Source organism: Acinetobacter tibetensis, from assembly GCF_023824315.1.
GTDB lineage: Bacteria > Pseudomonadota > Gammaproteobacteria > Pseudomonadales > Moraxellaceae > Acinetobacter > Acinetobacter tibetensis.
The window spans coordinates 1-18,019 of sequence record NZ_CP098732.1 but is presented as its reverse complement, the minus strand read 5'-3'; the positions used below and the strand labels follow the sequence as shown (position 1 = coordinate 18,019).

The following is an 18,019-nucleotide window of genomic DNA, read 5'->3' as shown; positions in this document are numbered from 1 at the left end:
ATCGATTGCTCGATCATACAGTTTGTTGTTCTGTGTACTTAAACACGGTACAGCTTCAATTCAATTCACATACCAAAACGCTTGATTCAGTTAATTTCGCTAGTAACTCATTTAATCACTTCATAGTTGCCTATGTCGTTTTCAACGAGTATGAACAAATTATTTCAACTCAAATATATTCTGTTAATGATTTTTCCAGCCTTCGTCAGGTCAGGAAACTGTGATAAATCACAGAAGTTAATAAAACAAGATCTTCCAATCTCTATTCACTAATTTCTATAATCTAACTACTTAGCTTATATATTGATATTCAATATATGGTGGAGACTAGGAGAGTCGAACTCCTGACCTCCTGCGTGCAAAGCAGGCGCTCTACCAACTAAGCTAAGTCCCCAGCTTATCAATAAGTTAATGTCTCTGTTTTTCTGTATTCAGCATTTCTTCAAATGCTTCGTTAGTCAGATTTGGTGGGTCTGACAAGACTTGAACTTGTGACCCCACGCTTATCAAGCGTGTGCTCTAACCAACTGAGCTACAGACCCTCAGATACATCGTCATGAAGAACAACTTGTTGTGGATTCTTACCAATCGTCAATCTTTCGTTAAGGAGGTGATCCAGCCGCAGGTTCCCCTACGGCTACCTTGTTACGACTTCACCCCAGTCATCGGCCACACCGTGGTAAGCGTCCTCCTTACGGTTAGACTACCTACTTCTGGTGCAACAAACTCCCATGGTGTGACGGGCGGTGTGTACAAGGCCCGGGAACGTATTCACCGCGGCATTCTGATCCGCGATTACTAGCGATTCCGACTTCATGGAGTCGAGTTGCAGACTCCAATCCGGACTACGATCGGCTTTTTGAGATTAGCATCCTATCGCTAGGTAGCAACCCTTTGTACCGACCATTGTAGCACGTGTGTAGCCCTGGTCGTAAGGGCCATGATGACTTGACGTCGTCCCCGCCTTCCTCCAGTTTGTCACTGGCAGTATCCTTAAAGTTCCCACCCGAAGTGCTGGCAAATAAGGAAAAGGGTTGCGCTCGTTGCGGGACTTAACCCAACATCTCACGACACGAGCTGACGACAGCCATGCAGCACCTGTATGTAAGTTCCCGAAGGCACCAATCCATCTCTGGAAAGTTCTTACTATGTCAAGACCAGGTAAGGTTCTTCGCGTTGCATCGAATTAAACCACATGCTCCACCGCTTGTGCGGGCCCCCGTCAATTCATTTGAGTTTTAGTCTTGCGACCGTACTCCCCAGGCGGTCTACTTATCGCGTTAGCTGCGCCACTAAAGCCTCAAAGGCCCCAACGGCTAGTAGACATCGTTTACGGCATGGACTACCAGGGTATCTAATCCTGTTTGCTCCCCATGCTTTCGTACCTCAGCGTCAGTATTAGGCCAGATGGCTGCCTTCGCCATCGGTATTCCTCCAGATCTCTACGCATTTCACCGCTACACCTGGAATTCTACCATCCTCTCCCATACTCTAGCTGACCAGTATCGAATGCAATTCCTAAGTTAAGCTCAGGGATTTCACATCCGACTTAATCAGCCGCCTACGCACGCTTTACGCCCAGTAAATCCGATTAACGCTCGCACCCTCTGTATTACCGCGGCTGCTGGCACAGAGTTAGCCGGTGCTTATTCTGCGAGTAACGTCCACTATCCAGTAGTATTAGTACTAGTAGCCTCCTCCTCGCTTAAAGTGCTTTACAACCAAAAGGCCTTCTTCACACACGCGGCATGGCTGGATCAGGGTTCCCCCCATTGTCCAATATTCCCCACTGCTGCCTCCCGTAGGAGTCTGGGCCGTGTCTCAGTCCCAGTGTGGCGGATCATCCTCTCAGACCCGCTACAGATCGTCGCCTTGGTAGGCCTTTACCCCACCAACTAGCTAATCCGACTTAGGCTCATCTATTAGCGCAAGGTCCGAAGATCCCCTGCTTTCCCCCGTAGGGCGTATGCGGTATTAGCATTCCTTTCGGAATGTTGTCCCCCACTAATAGGCAGATTCCTAAGCATTACTCACCCGTCCGCCGCTAAGTGATTGTGCAAGCACAACCACTCCGCTCGACTTGCATGTGTTAAGCCTGCCGCCAGCGTTCAATCTGAGCCATGATCAAACTCTTCAGTTTAAAATCAGTAGTACCTATAAGGGTACCAATCTTGGCTCATCAATTTTCTGACAAATATTTCTCAAATAAACTTCGAGTAATTTCTACCATCAATCAATGAAAATAATTTCGATCAATCAATCAGTAAAAATCCACACAAGTTGTTCTTCATAATCTCTTAATGATCTTCTTGATGACTCGTCATCATCAAGCTAGGTCGGCTATGTTACTCTAATCTAAGTTAAAGTCAACAGGTTTTGTTAATTATTTTTAAACCTCTTCAAGACTTCCAGATTCTACCGCTTGGGCTAAATCCTTGTTTCTCAACAAGTTTTAATCAACATCACCGCCGATGGATGTGCATTCTACAGCATTTCCCAACCCTTGCAATACCCTTTTTAAATTATTTTGCACGTGTGTTGGTTTTTTCAACAAAACAATGCAAAAAACTAGTTTTTCATTCATTTTTTAATCATTTTCAAACGTAAATCGCATATTTATTTTCATTTAATGTGTTTTTTGCTTTTGCTGTTAGTACTTATATGTAGAAAAAGCACAACGTTAACGTTGTGCTTTTTCTATTTTTGTCATTTAAAGAATTAAAATGCGCTTTCCAACGCTTCTAATTCCATCATTAAGGTCAGCATCTCTTCTTCAATTTGCTCTAATTTTGCTTTTAACTGATTTTGTTCATCCATCAATTTCAGCAAATCGTCCTTTCGGTTTGCTTCATATAGCGTAGGATCGCCCAATAAAACTTCAATTTCTGCTAAGCGCGGCTGAACTTTGGCGATCTGAACTTCATTTTTTTCAATATTTTTACGAATTGGACGACTGAGTTCACGTTGACGAGCTGCTTCTTTACGTTGAGCCTCTTTGTCCAGTTTAGAAATAGTGGGTTTCACTTCAACTTGGGATTGAACTGGAGCAGACGGTTGTTGGCCATTCTTCATCATATCGATACGTGCTTGACGTAACCATTCTGCATAAGCCGTCAAGTCACCATCAAATTCACGACTTTGACCTGCGTGAACCAAGATCAACTCATCACAAACGGAAGCAATGAGTTGGCGTTCATGCGAAACCAGAACCACCGCACCTTCAAAGTCTTGTAATGCCATTGTTAGTGCATGGCGCATATCTAAGTCTAAATGGTTGGTGGGTTCGTCTAGAATTAATACGTTTGGACGTTGCCATACAATGAGTGCTAAAGCCAAACGCGCTCGTTCACCACCAGAGAAACTTTCACTTGGCGTGTCCATACGTTCGCCACTAAAACCAAAGCTGCCTAAGAAAGAACGTAAACTGGCTTCACTAATTTTTTTGTCGGCAATACGCGCCAATTGCAACATTGGGCTGGCGTTACCATCCAAAGCATCCATTTGATGCTGAGCAAAATAACCAATATTCAGCAGTTCAGAATCTTTACGCGTTCCTTGTAATAGTTTTAGATCGCCAACCAGTGATTTAATCAAGGTTGATTTACCTGCGCCATTCATTCCCAATAAACCAATTCGACTGGTCGGGGTAATTTGCAAATTCACATTGGTCACAATCAGTTTTTCACCGTAACCAATATCGGCAGTTTCAAGTTCCAGTAAAGGTGAACTCATTTTACTTGGTTCACGGAAACTAAAGGTAAACGGCGTATCGACATGCGCTGCAGAAAGTTCCTGCATACGTTCCAATTGTTTAATTCGACTTTGCGCTTGTTTGGCTTTGGTGGCTTGCGCTTTAAAGCGGTCGATATATTTTTGCAAATGTGCACGTGTTTCTAATTGCTTTTCGTAGGCTTGTTGTTGTTGTGCCAAACGCTCACTACGAGTACGTTCGAAGGTCGAGTAGTTACCGGTATATAAAATCAGTTCTTGATTTTCGATATGTAAAATATGGTCGGTAATCGCATCCAAGAAATCACGGTCATGCGAAATAAGAACCAAAGTTCCTTCGTAGGCTTTCAACCAATCTTCTAACCAAAGAATAGCATCTAAGTCTAAATGGTTGGTCGGTTCATCCAGCAACAGTAAATCTGAACGACTCATGAGGGTACGCGCAAGGTTCAGACGCATACGCCAACCGCCCGAGAAACTTGAAACATCGAGTTGTGATTGATGTTCAAAGAAACCTAAACCAGCCATGAGTTGTGATGCTTTAGCCGCGGCTGAATAACCATGAATTTCATCAAAGCGTCCATATAAATGAGCAAGTTCATCATCACTTAAGTTTTCAGGATGATCCAGTTTGTTCTGAATTTCCCAATATTCTTCGTCGCCTGATAAAACAAAATCAATTGCTTTCATGTCTAAAGCTTTGATTTCTTGTGCCATATGGGCAACGGTCCACACCGCAGGACGGGTTAAAGATCCCCCGTCGGACTCCATCCCCCCCAAGAGCGCAGAAAATAAGGTTGATTTACCAGCGCCATTTACGCCAGTTAAACCAATTTTCCAACCTGGATGTAATTGCATCGAGGCTTTTTGGAAGAGTACGCGTCCACCACGACGAATCGAAAGTTGGTCTAATTGGATCATCACAAACACTGGCAGATAAAAAGTTAGCGCTATTCTAAAGGAAGTCGCTTAGAAAAGAAAAAATACCAACCGCATATACACTAAAATGTTATCGGTCGGAAATAGAGTAAAAACTCTATTTTATTCAAAAAAAACATGGTTATATAAATTTGTTCCTGAAAAATCAAAAAAATGAGGTGAAATAATGAGAAAAGCCTTTTTTGTCTTGTCTACAGCAACACTATTCAATTTGTCCAATTTAGCGCATGCAAATATTAATGTTTGCGTTTTCGATTTGCTTGGCAAATCTGGAGACTCTTATAAGTTTCTTGAAGAATGGGCATTGGTCAGTAAAAACTGGGGCGCCAATATAGACCTAACGGCTTACAAAGATGAAGCCAAATTAGACCAAGACTTCAAAGCTGGAAAATGTGACGGTTTTTATATGACCTCCATGCGTGCCCGTAATTATAATAAATTTGCAGGTTCAATTGATGCCTTGGGTGGGGTACCCAATAACGCGATTGCGCAGAAAGCCATTATTTATGTTTTAGACAAACGAAATCAGAAACGCCTCATCACCAAATCAGGTAAAGAGACCTATGAAGTTGCAGGGATTGGTCAGATTGGCCCAGCCTACTTATTTGTACGGGATAAATCAGTCAATACCATTGAAAAACTCAACGGTAAAAAAATTGCAGTGATGGAGTTTGATCAGGCACAAAAAATTATGGTGAAACGCATTAATGCTGTTCCTGTCATGTCTGAAATTTCCAATTTTGTGAAAAAATTTAATCAGAATGAAGTCGATGTCGTGCCCGCGCCTGCTTATGCCTTTAAACCTCTTGAGATTTATAAAGGTTTGGGCAATAACGGCGCAATGATCAATTTTCCGGTATTAAATGTCACGGCAGACCTGATTATTCGACCAGAACAATTTCCAGAGGGTTTTGCTGCCCAATCTCGGCAATGGTTTGTCCGCCAACTACCTAGAAATTTTGCTATGGTGCAGCGTGTAGAAGCCACTATTCCGAGCAAATATCGTATGCAACTGAACAAAGATGACAAAGAAAAATATCAAAAATTGTTGCGTGATGCGCGGATGGATCTGACCCAACAAGGTATCTATGATCCCACCATGATGACGGTGCTGAAAAAAGCCAGATGTACCGTTGAGCGCACCAATTTTGAATGCTCACTAGGCGGGGAATAATTTAATCATGATTTTTTTAAGCCCAAAATCCTTTTAATTCACTGATTTTAATTAAAACACAGCTTTGGATTGGACAATTTGACAGCAATTTTGCAGCGCGTGTCATTTTTTTATTTAAAAATGGAGTAAATACTCTATTTATAAATACAAAACTTGCTTAATATTGTTTGCGTGTAAGGACACTTAAAACAATAACCAATCTGAAAAGGATGAACACAATGAAAAAAGTCATGTTCGGTTTAGCTGCTTTGACTGCTGTGGGTCTTTCTACGACTGCGCAAGCCGCCAAAGTAGATATCTGTGTATTTGATTTGCTAGGTAAGTCAGGCGAATCTTATCGAATGGCGCAAGAATGGGCACTAGCAGCAAAAAGCTGGGGTGCAGAAGTCAACCTGATTCCACGACAAGATGAAGCCGTCGCAGACAACGATTTTAAAGCAGGTAAATGTGACGGCGTTTTTATGACTGCAATGCGCGCACGTCAATACAATAAATTTGCAGGTTCAATTGATGCCTTAGGTGGCGTACCCAGCAACGCCATTGCGCAAAAAGCCATTAGCTTTGCCCTAGACCAACGTAATGCCAGCAAAATGGTGACCACGTTGAGTGGCAAAAAATATGAAGTGGCTGGTATTGCCCCCCTTGGCTCTGCTTTTATATTCGTCCGTGATAAAAACATCAATTCCATAGAAAAAGCGGCTGGGAAAAAATTCGCAGTCTTGGGCTATGACCAAGCACAAAAAATTATGGTGCAACGTGTTGGTGCTCAAGCGGTCATTTCGGATGTTTCAAATTTCGTAGCTAAATTTAATAATGGTCAAGTGGACATGGTGGGTGCCCCTGCCTATGCATACAAACCTCTCGAAATTTATAAGGGTTTAGGCAATAACGGCGCAATGTTTAACTTTCCTGTTCTACAAGTGACTGCCGACTTTGTGATTCGCCCTGAGCAATTCCCTGCTGGTTTTGGACAAAAATCTCGTGACTGGTTTGTCAAGAATTTACCAAAAAGCTTCTCGATGATTAATCGCCTTGAAGCGGGTATTCCTGCCAAATACCGCATGAATTTAAGTGCTGAAGATAAAATTAAATATCAAAAAATGTTACGTGATGGTCGTATCGATCTCACCAAACAAGGTATTTATGATACAGGCATGATGAGTGTCTTGAAAAAGGCACGTTGCTCTGTCGATAAAGCCAATTTTGAGTGTTCAATGGCAGGTGAATAAACCATAAATCAATAACTAAGGCCTAGATTATTCTAGGCTTTTTTATTTAAGTTTTGCTCTAAAGTGCCAATGTTCAAGGATAAAAACACGCTAATCTTGAACATAGGTAAACGCTTTGCTTTAGCACTTAAAACGATGAAAAACATCATCCCAACAATACAAAAAGAATGGAATAAGGAAAATTCACATGATGAAACGATCATCAATACAACTTTTAATCGGACTCGGGCTATGCGCTGCAACCAGTCTTGTACAAGCCAAACAAGTGGTTTGCGTATTTGACTTGGTCGGTAAAAGTGGCGATGTTTACGCCCTAATGAAAGACTATCAATTGGCTGCCAAAAACTGGGGCGCAGATATTGAATTGCGAGTTGCCCAAAATGAAGCGGTCATTGCCGAAGATTTTAAGGCCGGGAAATGCGATGGCATTAGTGTGACTGGCATGCGAGGGCGTCAATTTAATGATTTTACTGGCTCACTCGATGCCATTGGGGCCATTCCCAATCTAAAATTAGCAGTTAAAGTCATGCAAGGTTTAGCCAATCCTACATTTAGCAAATATATGGTGAAAGGCAAATATGAAGTTGCAGGCGTCATTCCAGTCGGTGATGCCTATCTGTTGGTCAATGATCGTCGCATCAATACTGTCGCCAAAGCGGCAGGCAAAAAGATTGCCGTGCTGGATTATGATCAAGCGCAAAAAATCATGGTGCAACAAGTCGGTGCCCAAGCCGTCAGTTCTGATGTCACCAATTTTGGCAGTAAATTTAATAATGGTCAGGTCGATATTATTGGTGCCCCTGCAGCGGCCTTTAAACCACTCGAATTACACAAAGGTTTAGGCAGCAAGGGCGCAATTGTGAATTATCCCATCTTACAAGTCACAGGCAATATTATTATTCGCCCTGACCGTTTCCCCAAAGGCTATGGGCAGCAATCACGTGAATGGGTCAAATCACAACTTCCACGTGCTTTTGGCATTTTAGGTAAAATGAAAGCCGATATTCCAAGCAAATACTGGATGGACGTCCCTGCTCCCGATAAACCAGGCTATCAAAAAATGATGCGTGACGCGCGAATTAATTTGACTCAGCAAGGGGTATATGACAAACGCATGATGAAACTGCTGTGGCAATTCCGCTGTAAAGAAGATGCCAAAAATTTTGAATGTGGTCTACAAGATGAAAACTACAAATAATCTTGATAAAATTACTCTGATTTAACTTTTAATCTTCGAATATTGACCATATATTGAGTATGCTATACTAGAGATATGGTCTTTTTCATTTTTAAAAGACCCATGAACCGAACAGAGGAATCTATCATGACTGCTCCAACGCTTGTGTTGACCGACAATGCTGCAAATAAAGTACGCCAATTGCGCGATAGTGAAGGCAACCAAGATTTAATGTTACGTGTCTATGTAACAGGCGGGGGCTGTTCTGGCTTTTCTTATGGCTTTAACTTTGCCGATAATATGAATGAAGATGATGCCGAATTCATCAATGGCGATGTGAAAATGCTGGTCGACTCTCTTAGCTATCAATATTTAATCGGTTCTGTGGTTGATTATATTGAAGGTCTTGAAGGTTCACGCTTTATTGTACAGAATCCCAATGCAACCACCACTTGTGGCTGTGGATCATCTTTCTCAATTTAAGTTGATCACAGACGTAAAAAACCTCCAATTCAGGAGGTTTTTTTATTGATGTCTTCTCGACGTTTAAACTGCAGTTATGCTGCCTAAAATACGATAACCCTCAGCTCCAGTCACCGTAGGTAAATTACCGCTTAAATGCTCAACAAAACGCTTCGCTAACCAAGCAAAAGCTGTGGCTTCAACCCAAGTGGGACTTAAACCTAAATCTGCGGTACTTTGTACCGTCCATTGGTGCTTGCGTAAACGCCAGCGTAATTGTTCCAAAAGTTGTGAATTATACGCACCACCACCACAGACATAGACCTCGCCCGTGTCCATACCTGAACGATAGATCGCTTTCTTAATAGCACGTGTAGTCAGTTTTAATAAGGTGGCTTGGATATTTTCAGGGTTATCTTCCAATTCATCATACGCCAGCTCGTCATTGCGCCAGTCCATGATTTGGTCATCCAACCAATCCAAATTAAAATCTTCACGTCCCGTACTTTTAGGCGGCTCTTTGGCAAAAAAGTCATGTGCCTGTAAACGCTCTAATAAGCTGCGAATTGGCTGACCATAGGCAGCCCAATTACCATTTTCATCATACGGTTGTCCGGTATAACGATGGCACCATGCATCCATCAGAATATTGGCTGGTCCCGTATCAAAACCCGAAACCAGCTCTGGTGCACCCGCAGGTAAAAGACTGACATTGGCAATGCCACCTAAATTCAGAATCACACGGTGAATGCTTTCATGCTGAAATAAAGCTTGATGAAAAGCAGGGACCAAAGGTGCACCCTGCCCACCCGCAGCCATGTCACGACGGCGGAAATCAGAGACCACAGGAATTTGAGTGATTTCGGTAATGATATTTGGATCGCCAATCTGTAAGGTAAAGCCATGCTCTGGGCGATGTCGAATGGTCTGCCCATGCGAACCAATCGCTTTAATTTGGCTGCGGTCGAGTTGATGCTGTTCAATCAGTGTATTGATGCCTTCACCAATCATTTTTGCCAAAGCCACATCAGCCTTACCCATACGATCTATTTCGTTATCATCAGGCAACGTGAGTGCCATCAGTTCATTTCGTAAATCAGGGTCAAACGCTAAGGTGAGCGTGGCATGCAACTGCAATGGGTCGAATGAAGCGGCCACAATATCTACCCCATCCATGCTGGTGCCGGTCATTACCCCAATATAGATTGCTGTCATGATTATTCTAAAGCCTGCAATGTGCTGAAAAAGTGTTAGTATATCGCACAAATTGAATAACTGATGTGTTTGGGTTTTGTGATGTCAAATTTCCTGCCGGCTGAAGAACAACTTGCCCTCATTCAACGAGGCACTCATGAAATTATCTCTGAAGAGGATCTATTAAAGAAACTCAAAGAGAATCGTCCTCTAAAAATTAAAGCGGGCTTCGACCCGACTGCACCTGACTTACACTTAGGTCATACTGTGCTGATCAACAAATTAAAAACGTTCCAAGACCTCGGTCATGAAGTTTTTTTCTTGATTGGTGACTATACGGCGATGATTGGTGATCCAACAGGTAAAAGTGCCACACGCCCACCGTTGTCACGCGAACAAGTCTTAGAAAATGCCAAGACTTATCAAGAACAAGTGTTTAAAATTCTTGATCCGAACAAAACCAAAGTGGTGTTTAACTCGGAATGGTTTGCGACTAAAACTGCGGCTGATTTAATTCAGTTGGCATCACAGCAAACTGTGGCGCGTATGTTAGAACGTGATGACTTCACTAAGCGTTATAATAATCAACAACCGATTGCCATTCACGAATTCTTGTATCCACTGGTACAAGGCTATGACTCTGTTGCCTTACATGCCGATGTCGAACTTGGTGGGACAGATCAAACCTTTAACTTGCTGATGGGTCGTACCTTACAAGGTCGTTATGATCAAGAAGCACAAGTGTGTATTACCGTGCCGATCCTTGAAGGTTTAGATGGCGTCAACAAAATGTCTAAATCTTTAGGCAACTACATTGGGGTATTTGATACGCCTGGAGCAATGTACCAAAAAGTGCTTTCCATGCCCGATGCTTTGATTGAACGTTATTTTGATCTTCTGAGTTTTAAATCAATTGAAGAAATCAAAGTCTTGCTCAAAGAAGTTGAAGATGGTCGTAATCCACAAGAAGTGAAGAAAATTCTGGCACTTGAATTGGTTGAGCGTTTCCACGGTGCGGAAGCTGCTGCCAATGCGCATAAAGGTGCGGGCAACATTATTACTGAAGGTGAATTACCGGAAGGAACACCAGAAATCACGATTTCACGCGCTGAATTTGGTGGTGAAATGTTTATTGCTTCGATTGTACGCGCTGCGGGTTTAACCAAAAATGCGGCTGCAGCCAAAGATGCTGTTTCACGTGGAGCCGTTAAAGTCGATTGGAATGTGGTGGATGCCAGCTTCTCTGTGAAAGAAAATATCACGGTGATTGTTCAAGCGGGTAAAAAAGCCATTGCGAAAGTGACTTTTACTGACTAAGACCAATCCACAATAAATTAAAAGCAGGTCACTGGACCTGCTTTTTTTATGCTGAAAATTAAATTGCTTCAGCAACTCGATCATTTTGTTTTTACAAAGCGAAGCTCTGTGATTTGCCATGCATCAGACTGGTAGTGCCATGTTTCTTGAATCATTTGTTCGGGCTGCGCTAGATGGAGCAAGATTCGGCATTCAGTTTGCGTCGGATTAAACTCAAATATTTCGGTTTGAATTTCTAAATGCTGAGGTTTCCACACCCTATTTTGTACCGCATGCTGAATACTAGCATAACGACTTAAATTGCTTTCAACCTTCCTTTGAGCTTCATACACCACTTTAAACTCAGGATGCTCGTATACCATCAGTTCCTGTACTTGTCCCGTATAAAAAGCATTCAGCCAATGATCACGACACTGTTCCAAACTTAAGTCCATATGCTTTCCGCTCAGTTATTTTTATTCAGCATGCCACAGCAATACGACAGTTTAATAACCATCAACAAAATAATCCCCAATAAAAAAGCAGCCCTTAGGCTGCTTTAGAACATCCCAAACAGTTATGCATCAATATCTGCATTTAAGGCATTCTCTTCAATGAAGGCACGACGTGGTTCGACATCATCCCCCATTAAGCAAGAGAACATGCGGTCTGCTTCAATCGCATCATCAATGGTGACTTGCAACATATGACGGTTTTCAGGGTCCATCGTGGTTTCCCACAACTGCTCCGCATTCATCTCACCCAAACCTTTATAGCGTTGGATCATCATGCCGCGGCGCGAGTCTTGTAAAATGTGTTGCCATACTTGATGGAAATTGTTGACCGCAATCTTACGCTCGCCTTTTTCTAAATATGCACCCTCTTCAAGCAGGCTAAACCAGCTCTTGGAATTTTTCAGCAAACGCACATACTCGCCCGAAGACAATAAACCCGCATCGAGTAAATAGCTGTGTGGGAGATTATGCACATAAATTGTGATGCGCGGGAAATACACCACCACTTTTTGACCATCTGCCAACTCTTTATCAAACGCTTCGAGCATCAACTCTGGGCGTAAGCTTGGCTGCGTTTTTTCCACAGCGGCACGCAATTGCTCACCCCACTGTTGTACATAAGCCAAATCTTGTGAATGATCAAACTTATAAGCATCCATCGAGATCAAACCATCCAACAAGCTTGCAGGATAACGCTGGGTTAAACGCTGTAAACTTTTCTGTGAGGTTTGATAATCAGCAATTACCTTGGCTAAAGCTTCACCACGAATCGCTGGAGCTTCAGCACTGATATGCAAAGCCAGATCATCAATTGCATTCGAGATCAGGAAGGTTTCGAGCGCTTCATTATCTTTCATGTATTGTTCATGCTTACCCTTTTTCAATTTATAAAGTGGTGGTTGCGCAATATAAATATGTCCACGTTCCACCAATTCTGGCATTTGACGGAAGAAAAAGGTTAATAATAAGGTACGAATATGCGAACCATCGACGTCGGCATCGGTCATGATAATGATTTTGTGATAACGCAACTTATCAGGATTGTATTCTTCACGACCAATACCGCAGCCCAAAGCCGTGATCAGCGTGCCGACTTCCTGAGAAGAAATCATCTTGTCAAAGCGCGCACGTTCCACATTTAGGATTTTACCTTTCAGCGGTAAAATCGCCTGCATTTTACGGTTACGACCTTGTTTCGCTGAACCACCCGCAGAATCACCCTCGACCAGATACAGTTCAGACAAAGCTGGATCTTTTTCCTGACAGTCTGCCAATTTACCTGGCAAACCCGCAATATCTAATGCACTTTTACGACGAGTCATTTCACGGGCTTTACGCGCAGCATCACGTGCACGTGCCGCATCAATAATTTTGCCTGCAATTGATTTTGCCGCAGCAGGGTTCTCAAGCAAGTATTCAGAGAATGCCTTGTTCATGGCTTGCTCTACCGCAGATTTCACTTCACTCGATACCAATTTTTCTTTGGTTTGCGAAGAAAACTTCGGATCTGGCACTTTAACCGAAATTATGGCGGTTAAACCTTCACGAGCATCATCCCCCGTGACTGCCACTTTTTCTTTTTTCAACAAACTCTCATTTTCCATATAGCTATTTAAGCCACGGGTCAACGCTGCACGGAAGCCTGCTAAATGTGTACCACCATCTTTTTGCGGAATATTGTTGGTAAAGCAACGGACATTTTCTTGATAAGTGTCATTCCATTGCAACGCCACTTCCACCCCAATGCCATTTTCAGCTTGGGTAGTAAAGTGGAAAATGTCATTCAGATGGTTTTTGCCCTGATTAATATATTTAACAAACTCAGACAAACCACCTTCATAGTCATATACATGTTCTAAATTAATCCGCTCATCACGCAGAACAATACGTACACCTGCATTCAGGAAAGACAATTCACGTAAACGACGTGCCAAAATATCAACACTAAAAATTGTTTGGCTAAAGGTGTCCGAACTTGGCCAAAAACGTACAATCGTGCCTGTGGTTTCCGTATTACCAATCACTTTGAGTGGATACTGCGGATCACCATGACGATATTCTTGTTGATGAATATGCCCCGCACGGTGAATGATTAATTCGAGTTTGCTCGACAAGGCATTTACAACGGAAACACCTACCCCGTGCAAACCGCCTGAGACTTTATAACTATTATCATCAAATTTACCGCCCGCATGCAGAATAGTTAAAATAACTTCTGCGGCAGAAACCCCTTCTTCAGGGTGAATATCGGTTGGAATACCACGACCGTTATCAGAAACACTGACTGACTCATCTTCATGAATCGTCACCAAGATTTCATCACAATGACCTGCTAAAGCTTCATCAATGGCGTTATCCACCACTTCGAATACCATGTGATGCAAACCTGAACCATCATCAGTATCACCAATATACATACCTGGGCGCTTACGAACGGCATCCAAACCACGCAACACTTTGATGCTAGAGGAATCATAAGCCTTTTCGTTGCTTTGTTCTGTTTGAGTGACAGTTTGGTCTTCTGAACTCATGGTTACTCCCTAGTGAAAAATCGGTCTATCCAAAGATGGGAAATCATTGCACAACACATACTACTCGACCATTTTCCACGTGGAACAATTGGTGGGAAATAGACAAGTCATGTAAATGTTTTTGCACAGATTCATGCTCTAAAGTGGTAATAAAAACTTGACTACCAAGTTGGCTTAATCGCTCAATTAAACGTTGTTGTGCGGCTAAATCTAATTCTGCTGTCAGATCATCTAATAATACCACAGTTTCCTTATTACAGGCATGTAGCATTGCAATCTGTGAGAGTTTTAGCGCCATAATCAACAGCTTTTTCTGTCCACGTGACAGTACAATATCTGCCTCCCCCATTGGGGTTTTCAGACGTAAATCGGCACGATGTGGACCATATTCAGTATATCTTCGATCCACATCTTTTTGGTGCTGACTGCACAGGTCATGCAGCAATCCCTGTTCGGTATGAAAGCCAGCGAGATATTCTAGTTCAACACTTAAATTGGGCAGCAGATGCTGCAAATCTTGCTGAAAAAATACATTCCACTGTTCCACAATCGCAACCCGCTGTGAATGTAAAATTTCACCATATTCACCTAACATTTTATTCCACGGTTCTAAACTTTCTAGACTTAAATGACGCCGCGATTTTAATAGGCTATTGCGTTGTTTTAAGGCACGTGAATAAAACTGCCAAGCATGATAGAACTCAGGTTCCACGTGAAACATCAACCAATCGAGCAACTGTCGTCTTGGTTTAGCACCATGATCAATAATATCGGTACTTTGCGGATCAATATGCTGTAAAGGTAATAGTTTTGCTAACTGCCCTTGCGTGGCGATATGATCACCATTCACTTTCATGACCTGCTCACCGCTAACATGTTTTTGCATCCCAATTTTTTCACTGGAAGATTGGGCAAAAACGACAGCATTCTGGGCATCATGCAGAATATAGTGTTTAGGAATATGGGTACGAAAGGAACGACCTGTCGCCAGTAAATGAATCGCCTCCAAAATAGAGGTTTTCCCCGAACCATTCGCACCATAAAAGACGTTAAACGGCTGCAACTCTGAGAGTGCAACCGTTTTTAAATTACGAACACGTTCGATGTTTAAACGCGTAATCTGCATAATAAATCTAGCGATTACACACGCATTGGCATGACAACATAGGTCTGATCGGCATGTGCAGGATCATGTACCAACACCGATTGATTGGCTTCACTCATGGTCATCGAAACATCATCGCCATCCAAAACACCAAGCACATCAAGTAAATACTGCGCATTAAATGACATTTCCAATGGTGCATCGTTGTACTGGATTGCCAAATCTTCAATCGCTTCATCTTGTTCAGGGTTATTGGCACGCAATTGCAAAGTATCTGCACTGAAATTCAAGAATACGCCACGCAGTTTTTCATTACTTAAAATAGAAACGCGCTGTAAAGACTGCTTAAACACATCATGTGCAATCAACACTTTTTTATCACCACCACGTGGAATCACACGGCGATAATCAGGGAATTTTCCATCAATCAGTTTCGTGGTAAAACGCACTTTAATGGTTCCCTGCTCTTTATCACGACTTGGCGTATTGATGGTCACATTCAGTAATTCACGACCAATCAATAACGATAATTGCTCATCTTCAATACTCAGCAAGCGCTGTAATTCACCGACAGCTTTACGCGGTACAATCGCTTGAATCAATTGTTGCGTATTTGAAGATGCCAATGTTTCACATAATGCCAAACGGTGACCATCTGTTGTTACTGCACGTAATTGATTTTCATCAATTTCTAACAAGGTGCCGGTTAAATAAAAACGCACATCCTGAACTGCCATAGCAAAGGCCGTTTTTTCAAATAAACGCTTCAATTCACGCTGCGTCACAGCAATCTGTGTACCTTGTGTATTTTCCGTATTTAATAAGGGGTAATCTTCGGCAGGCAAAGTACCCAATACAAATCGACTGTTGCCCGATTTAAGGATACAGCGCTGATCTTCGGTAATTTGAATATCAATTAATGCCGAACTGGGTAAAGATTTACAGATATCCATCAGTTTACGTGCAGGAACTGTGGTTTCACCTGCTTGTAAACAAGCACCTTCCATTAAATTGGTACTTGCAACCAATTCAACTTCTAAATCTGAACCTGTAATCGCCAAAGCATTTTGACTCACTTGTACTTTAACATTCGATAAAATGTTTAAGGTGTGGCGACGCTCCACGGCTCCTACCACATGTGAAAGAACATTAAGTAAACTTTCTTTGGCGATTTTTAAACGCACGATGCATTCCTCGAAAAAACTGAAGATGAAAAATAAATTAATTAATTTTTAGCAGTGTACTATGCGGCAGAATATACCGCATTGCAAGAATAGAATTTGACCAAGATCGATTAACTTTGCAGCAGGCGTTGCAAGTTTTTGTAATCCTCATTAAAGATAGGATCATCCTCTCTTAAGCTTTGCACTTTTTCACACGCATGCATGACCGTACTATGGTCACGACCACCAAATGCCATCCCAATTTCAGGAAAACTATCGCCTGTCAGTTCACGTGCCAAACCCATCGCCAATTGACGCGGACGTGCATAAATACGCGTTCGTTTAGGACCGATTAATTCTTTCAGTGGAATGCGGAAATATTCACTCACCACCCGTTGAATATTTTCCGTACTGATGGTTCGAGCACGAATTGCCAAAACATCTTTAAGCGATTCTCGAACCACATCAAGGTCAATCGAGGTCCCTTTAAAACGTGAAATAGCGACCACTTTATTCAGTGCACCTTCTAACTCACGGACATTCGCAACCACTTGTTGTGCAATAAATAATGCACAGTTGCGCGGCAAGTCTACACCACTACTTTGAGCTTTCTTTAATAAAATCTCAATGCGCGTTTCAATATCTGGTGGCTCTACCCCAACTGACAAGCCCCAAGAAAAACGTGACACTAAACGGGCATCTAATTCTGTCAATTCTTTAGGATAACGGTCCGAAGTTAAGATAATTTGCTTCGATTCATCCAATAAAGCGTTAAACGTATAAAAAAACTCAACCAAGCTCGCTTCTTTACCCGCCAATAAATGAATATCATCCACCAGAAGTAAGTCTAGAGAGCGACAGTTTTTCTTAAATTCTTCCACCTTGCCTTGTTGTAAGGAGCTAACAAAATCCTGAACAAAGCTTTCAGCAGTCATATACATCACACGTGCATTAGGTTTGGCTTGTAATAAAGCATTTCCTACCGCTTGCATTAAGTGAGTTTTACCTAAACCTGTCGGACCATATAAAAACAAAGGGTTATGCTGAGAAGCACCCAATTGAGTCAACACTTTACGGCAAGTTTCAGCAGCCATTTGGTTGGAACGGCCTTCAACAAATAGCGAAAAAGTAAATAAGGGATTTAGCAATCGCTTTTTATTTTTTAACGGCGAATCCTCTTTCTCTTTTTTTACCTTTACAACAGGTGCAGCAGTTTCTAATGCCGCAGTTGTAGTCGCAGGTTGTTCACTTGGAGATAAAATCGCACCTGGACGCGAATCCACCATAATTTCCACACGGCGTACCCGTCCTTCAGACAATTGCTCCGCCAAAATGGTAATCAGTTCTAAATGATGTTCCTGAATATAGCGCGTCCAATATGGATTAGGCGCATATAGTCGCAAGGTGTCTTCTAACTCTTCAGCAACTAAAGGGCGAATCCACATTGTAAAAACATTTCCAGATAGCTCTTGTCGCAAGCGAGTTAAGCAGTCTGTCCAAAGCAT

Annotated in this window: 12 protein-coding genes, 2 tRNA genes and 1 rRNA gene; 5 read left to right on the top strand and 10 right to left on the bottom strand. The window is 42.3% G+C overall.

All coding sequences use genetic code 11. From position 1 onward, the window contains the following. Nucleotides 1-318: 318 nt before the first annotated feature. The 4 genes from M5E07_RS00075 to M5E07_RS00060 form a co-directional block, all read right to left on the bottom strand. Nucleotides 319-394, bottom strand: a tRNA-Ala gene (locus tag M5E07_RS00075). Nucleotides 395-465: 71 nt separating this feature from the next. Continuing rightward, a tRNA-Ile gene (locus M5E07_RS00070) sits at nt 466-542 on the bottom strand. Between the two features lie 61 nt (nt 543-603). Next, a 16S ribosomal RNA gene (locus tag M5E07_RS00065) occupies nt 604-2,140 on the bottom strand. 578 nt (nt 2,141-2,718) lie between these two features. Beyond that, on the bottom strand, nt 2,719-4,650 hold the full coding sequence (locus tag M5E07_RS00060; protein ID WP_116762900.1) for an ATP-binding cassette domain-containing protein: 1,932 nt from the start codon (nt 4,648-4,650) through the stop codon (nt 2,719-2,721). 184 nt (nt 4,651-4,834) lie between these two features. Between M5E07_RS00060 and M5E07_RS00055 the strand changes: the two genes are divergently transcribed. The 4 genes from M5E07_RS00055 to erpA all read left to right on the top strand — a co-directional run bounded on the left by M5E07_RS00055 (nt 4,835) and on the right by erpA (nt 8,731). Continuing rightward, on the top strand, nt 4,835-5,842 hold the full coding sequence (locus M5E07_RS00055) for a putative solute-binding protein (RefSeq protein WP_252220836.1): 1,008 nt from the start codon (nt 4,835-4,837) through the stop codon (nt 5,840-5,842). 218 nt (nt 5,843-6,060) lie between these two features. Continuing rightward, complete coding sequence (locus tag M5E07_RS00050) at nt 6,061-7,071, top strand: putative solute-binding protein (RefSeq protein WP_116762904.1); 1,011 nt, start codon at nt 6,061-6,063, stop codon at nt 7,069-7,071. A gap of 190 nt (nt 7,072-7,261) precedes the next feature. Next, nucleotides 7,262-8,269 (top strand): putative solute-binding protein, encoded by a 1,008-nt coding sequence (locus tag M5E07_RS00045; RefSeq protein WP_116762970.1) that lies wholly within the window; start codon nt 7,262-7,264, stop codon nt 8,267-8,269. Nucleotides 8,270-8,395: 126 nt separating this feature from the next. Continuing rightward, nucleotides 8,396-8,731: an iron-sulfur cluster insertion protein ErpA gene (erpA, locus tag M5E07_RS00040; RefSeq protein WP_116762906.1), complete on the top strand. Its 336-nt coding sequence runs from the start codon at nt 8,396-8,398 to the stop codon at nt 8,729-8,731. A 63-nt stretch (nt 8,732-8,794) separates the two neighbouring features. Here erpA and M5E07_RS00035 read toward each other — a convergent pair whose 3' ends face one another. After that, the gene (locus M5E07_RS00035) at nt 8,795-9,925 is read right to left on the bottom strand and encodes an anhydro-N-acetylmuramic acid kinase (RefSeq protein ID WP_252220834.1); all 1,131 of its coding nucleotides are present in this window, start codon (nt 9,923-9,925) and stop codon (nt 8,795-8,797) included. 63 nt (nt 9,926-9,988) lie between these two features. Between M5E07_RS00035 and tyrS the strand changes: the two genes are divergently transcribed. Further along, nucleotides 9,989-11,221, top strand: a complete 1,233-nt coding sequence (gene tyrS / locus M5E07_RS00030; protein ID WP_116762910.1) for a tyrosine--tRNA ligase — start codon at nt 9,989-9,991, stop codon at nt 11,219-11,221. An 80-nt stretch (nt 11,222-11,301) separates the two neighbouring features. Here the strand turns inward: tyrS and M5E07_RS00025 are convergent, their stop codons facing one another. The 5 genes from M5E07_RS00025 to dnaA all read right to left on the bottom strand — a co-directional run bounded on the left by M5E07_RS00025 (nt 11,302) and on the right by dnaA (nt 18,019). Further along, nucleotides 11,302-11,655, bottom strand: a complete 354-nt coding sequence (locus M5E07_RS00025; RefSeq protein ID WP_252220832.1) for a hypothetical protein — start codon at nt 11,653-11,655, stop codon at nt 11,302-11,304. 122 nt (nt 11,656-11,777) lie between these two features. Beyond that, the gene (gyrB, locus tag M5E07_RS00020) at nt 11,778-14,246 is read right to left on the bottom strand and encodes a DNA topoisomerase (ATP-hydrolyzing) subunit B (protein WP_116762914.1); all 2,469 of its coding nucleotides are present in this window, start codon (nt 14,244-14,246) and stop codon (nt 11,778-11,780) included. A 43-nt stretch (nt 14,247-14,289) separates the two neighbouring features. Next, nucleotides 14,290-15,372: a DNA replication/repair protein RecF gene (gene recF / locus M5E07_RS00015; RefSeq protein ID WP_252220830.1), complete on the bottom strand. Its 1,083-nt coding sequence runs from the start codon at nt 15,370-15,372 to the stop codon at nt 14,290-14,292. 14 nt (nt 15,373-15,386) lie between these two features. Next, nucleotides 15,387-16,535 carry a DNA polymerase III subunit beta gene (gene dnaN, locus M5E07_RS00010; protein WP_116762919.1) on the bottom strand — a complete coding sequence of 383 codons (1,149 nt, stop codon included), beginning with the start codon at nt 16,533-16,535 and terminating at the stop codon, nt 15,387-15,389. A 110-nt stretch (nt 16,536-16,645) separates the two neighbouring features. After that, nucleotides 16,646-18,019: a chromosomal replication initiator protein DnaA gene (dnaA, locus tag M5E07_RS00005; RefSeq protein WP_116762921.1), complete on the bottom strand. Its 1,374-nt coding sequence runs from the start codon at nt 18,017-18,019 to the stop codon at nt 16,646-16,648.

Excerpts from the sequence above, each read along its gene's own strand:
- M5E07_RS00060 (WP_116762900.1), bottom strand. The coding sequence starts at position 4,650 with ATGATCCAATTAGACCAACTTTCGATTCGTCGTGGTGGACGCGTACTC.
- M5E07_RS00055 (WP_252220836.1), top strand. The coding sequence starts at position 4,835 with ATGAGAAAAGCCTTTTTTGTCTTGTCTACAGCAACACTATTCAATTTG.
- M5E07_RS00050 (WP_116762904.1), top strand. The coding sequence starts at position 6,061 with ATGAAAAAAGTCATGTTCGGTTTAGCTGCTTTGACTGCTGTGGGTCTT.
- M5E07_RS00045 (WP_116762970.1), top strand. The coding sequence starts at position 7,262 with ATGAAACGATCATCAATACAACTTTTAATCGGACTCGGGCTATGCGCT.
- erpA (WP_116762906.1), top strand. The coding sequence starts at position 8,396 with ATGACTGCTCCAACGCTTGTGTTGACCGACAATGCTGCAAATAAAGTA.
- M5E07_RS00035 (WP_252220834.1), bottom strand. The coding sequence starts at position 9,925 with ATGACAGCAATCTATATTGGGGTAATGACCGGCACCAGCATGGATGGG.
- tyrS (WP_116762910.1), top strand. The coding sequence starts at position 9,989 with ATGTGTTTGGGTTTTGTGATGTCAAATTTCCTGCCGGCTGAAGAACAA.
- M5E07_RS00025 (WP_252220832.1), bottom strand. The coding sequence starts at position 11,655 with ATGGACTTAAGTTTGGAACAGTGTCGTGATCATTGGCTGAATGCTTTT.
- gyrB (WP_116762914.1), bottom strand. The coding sequence starts at position 14,246 with ATGAGTTCAGAAGACCAAACTGTCACTCAAACAGAACAAAGCAACGAA.
- recF (WP_252220830.1), bottom strand. The coding sequence starts at position 15,372 with ATGCAGATTACGCGTTTAAACATCGAACGTGTTCGTAATTTAAAAACG.
- dnaA (WP_116762921.1), bottom strand. The coding sequence starts at position 18,019 with ATGCTTTGGACAGACTGCTTAACTCGCTTGCGACAAGAGCTATCTGGA.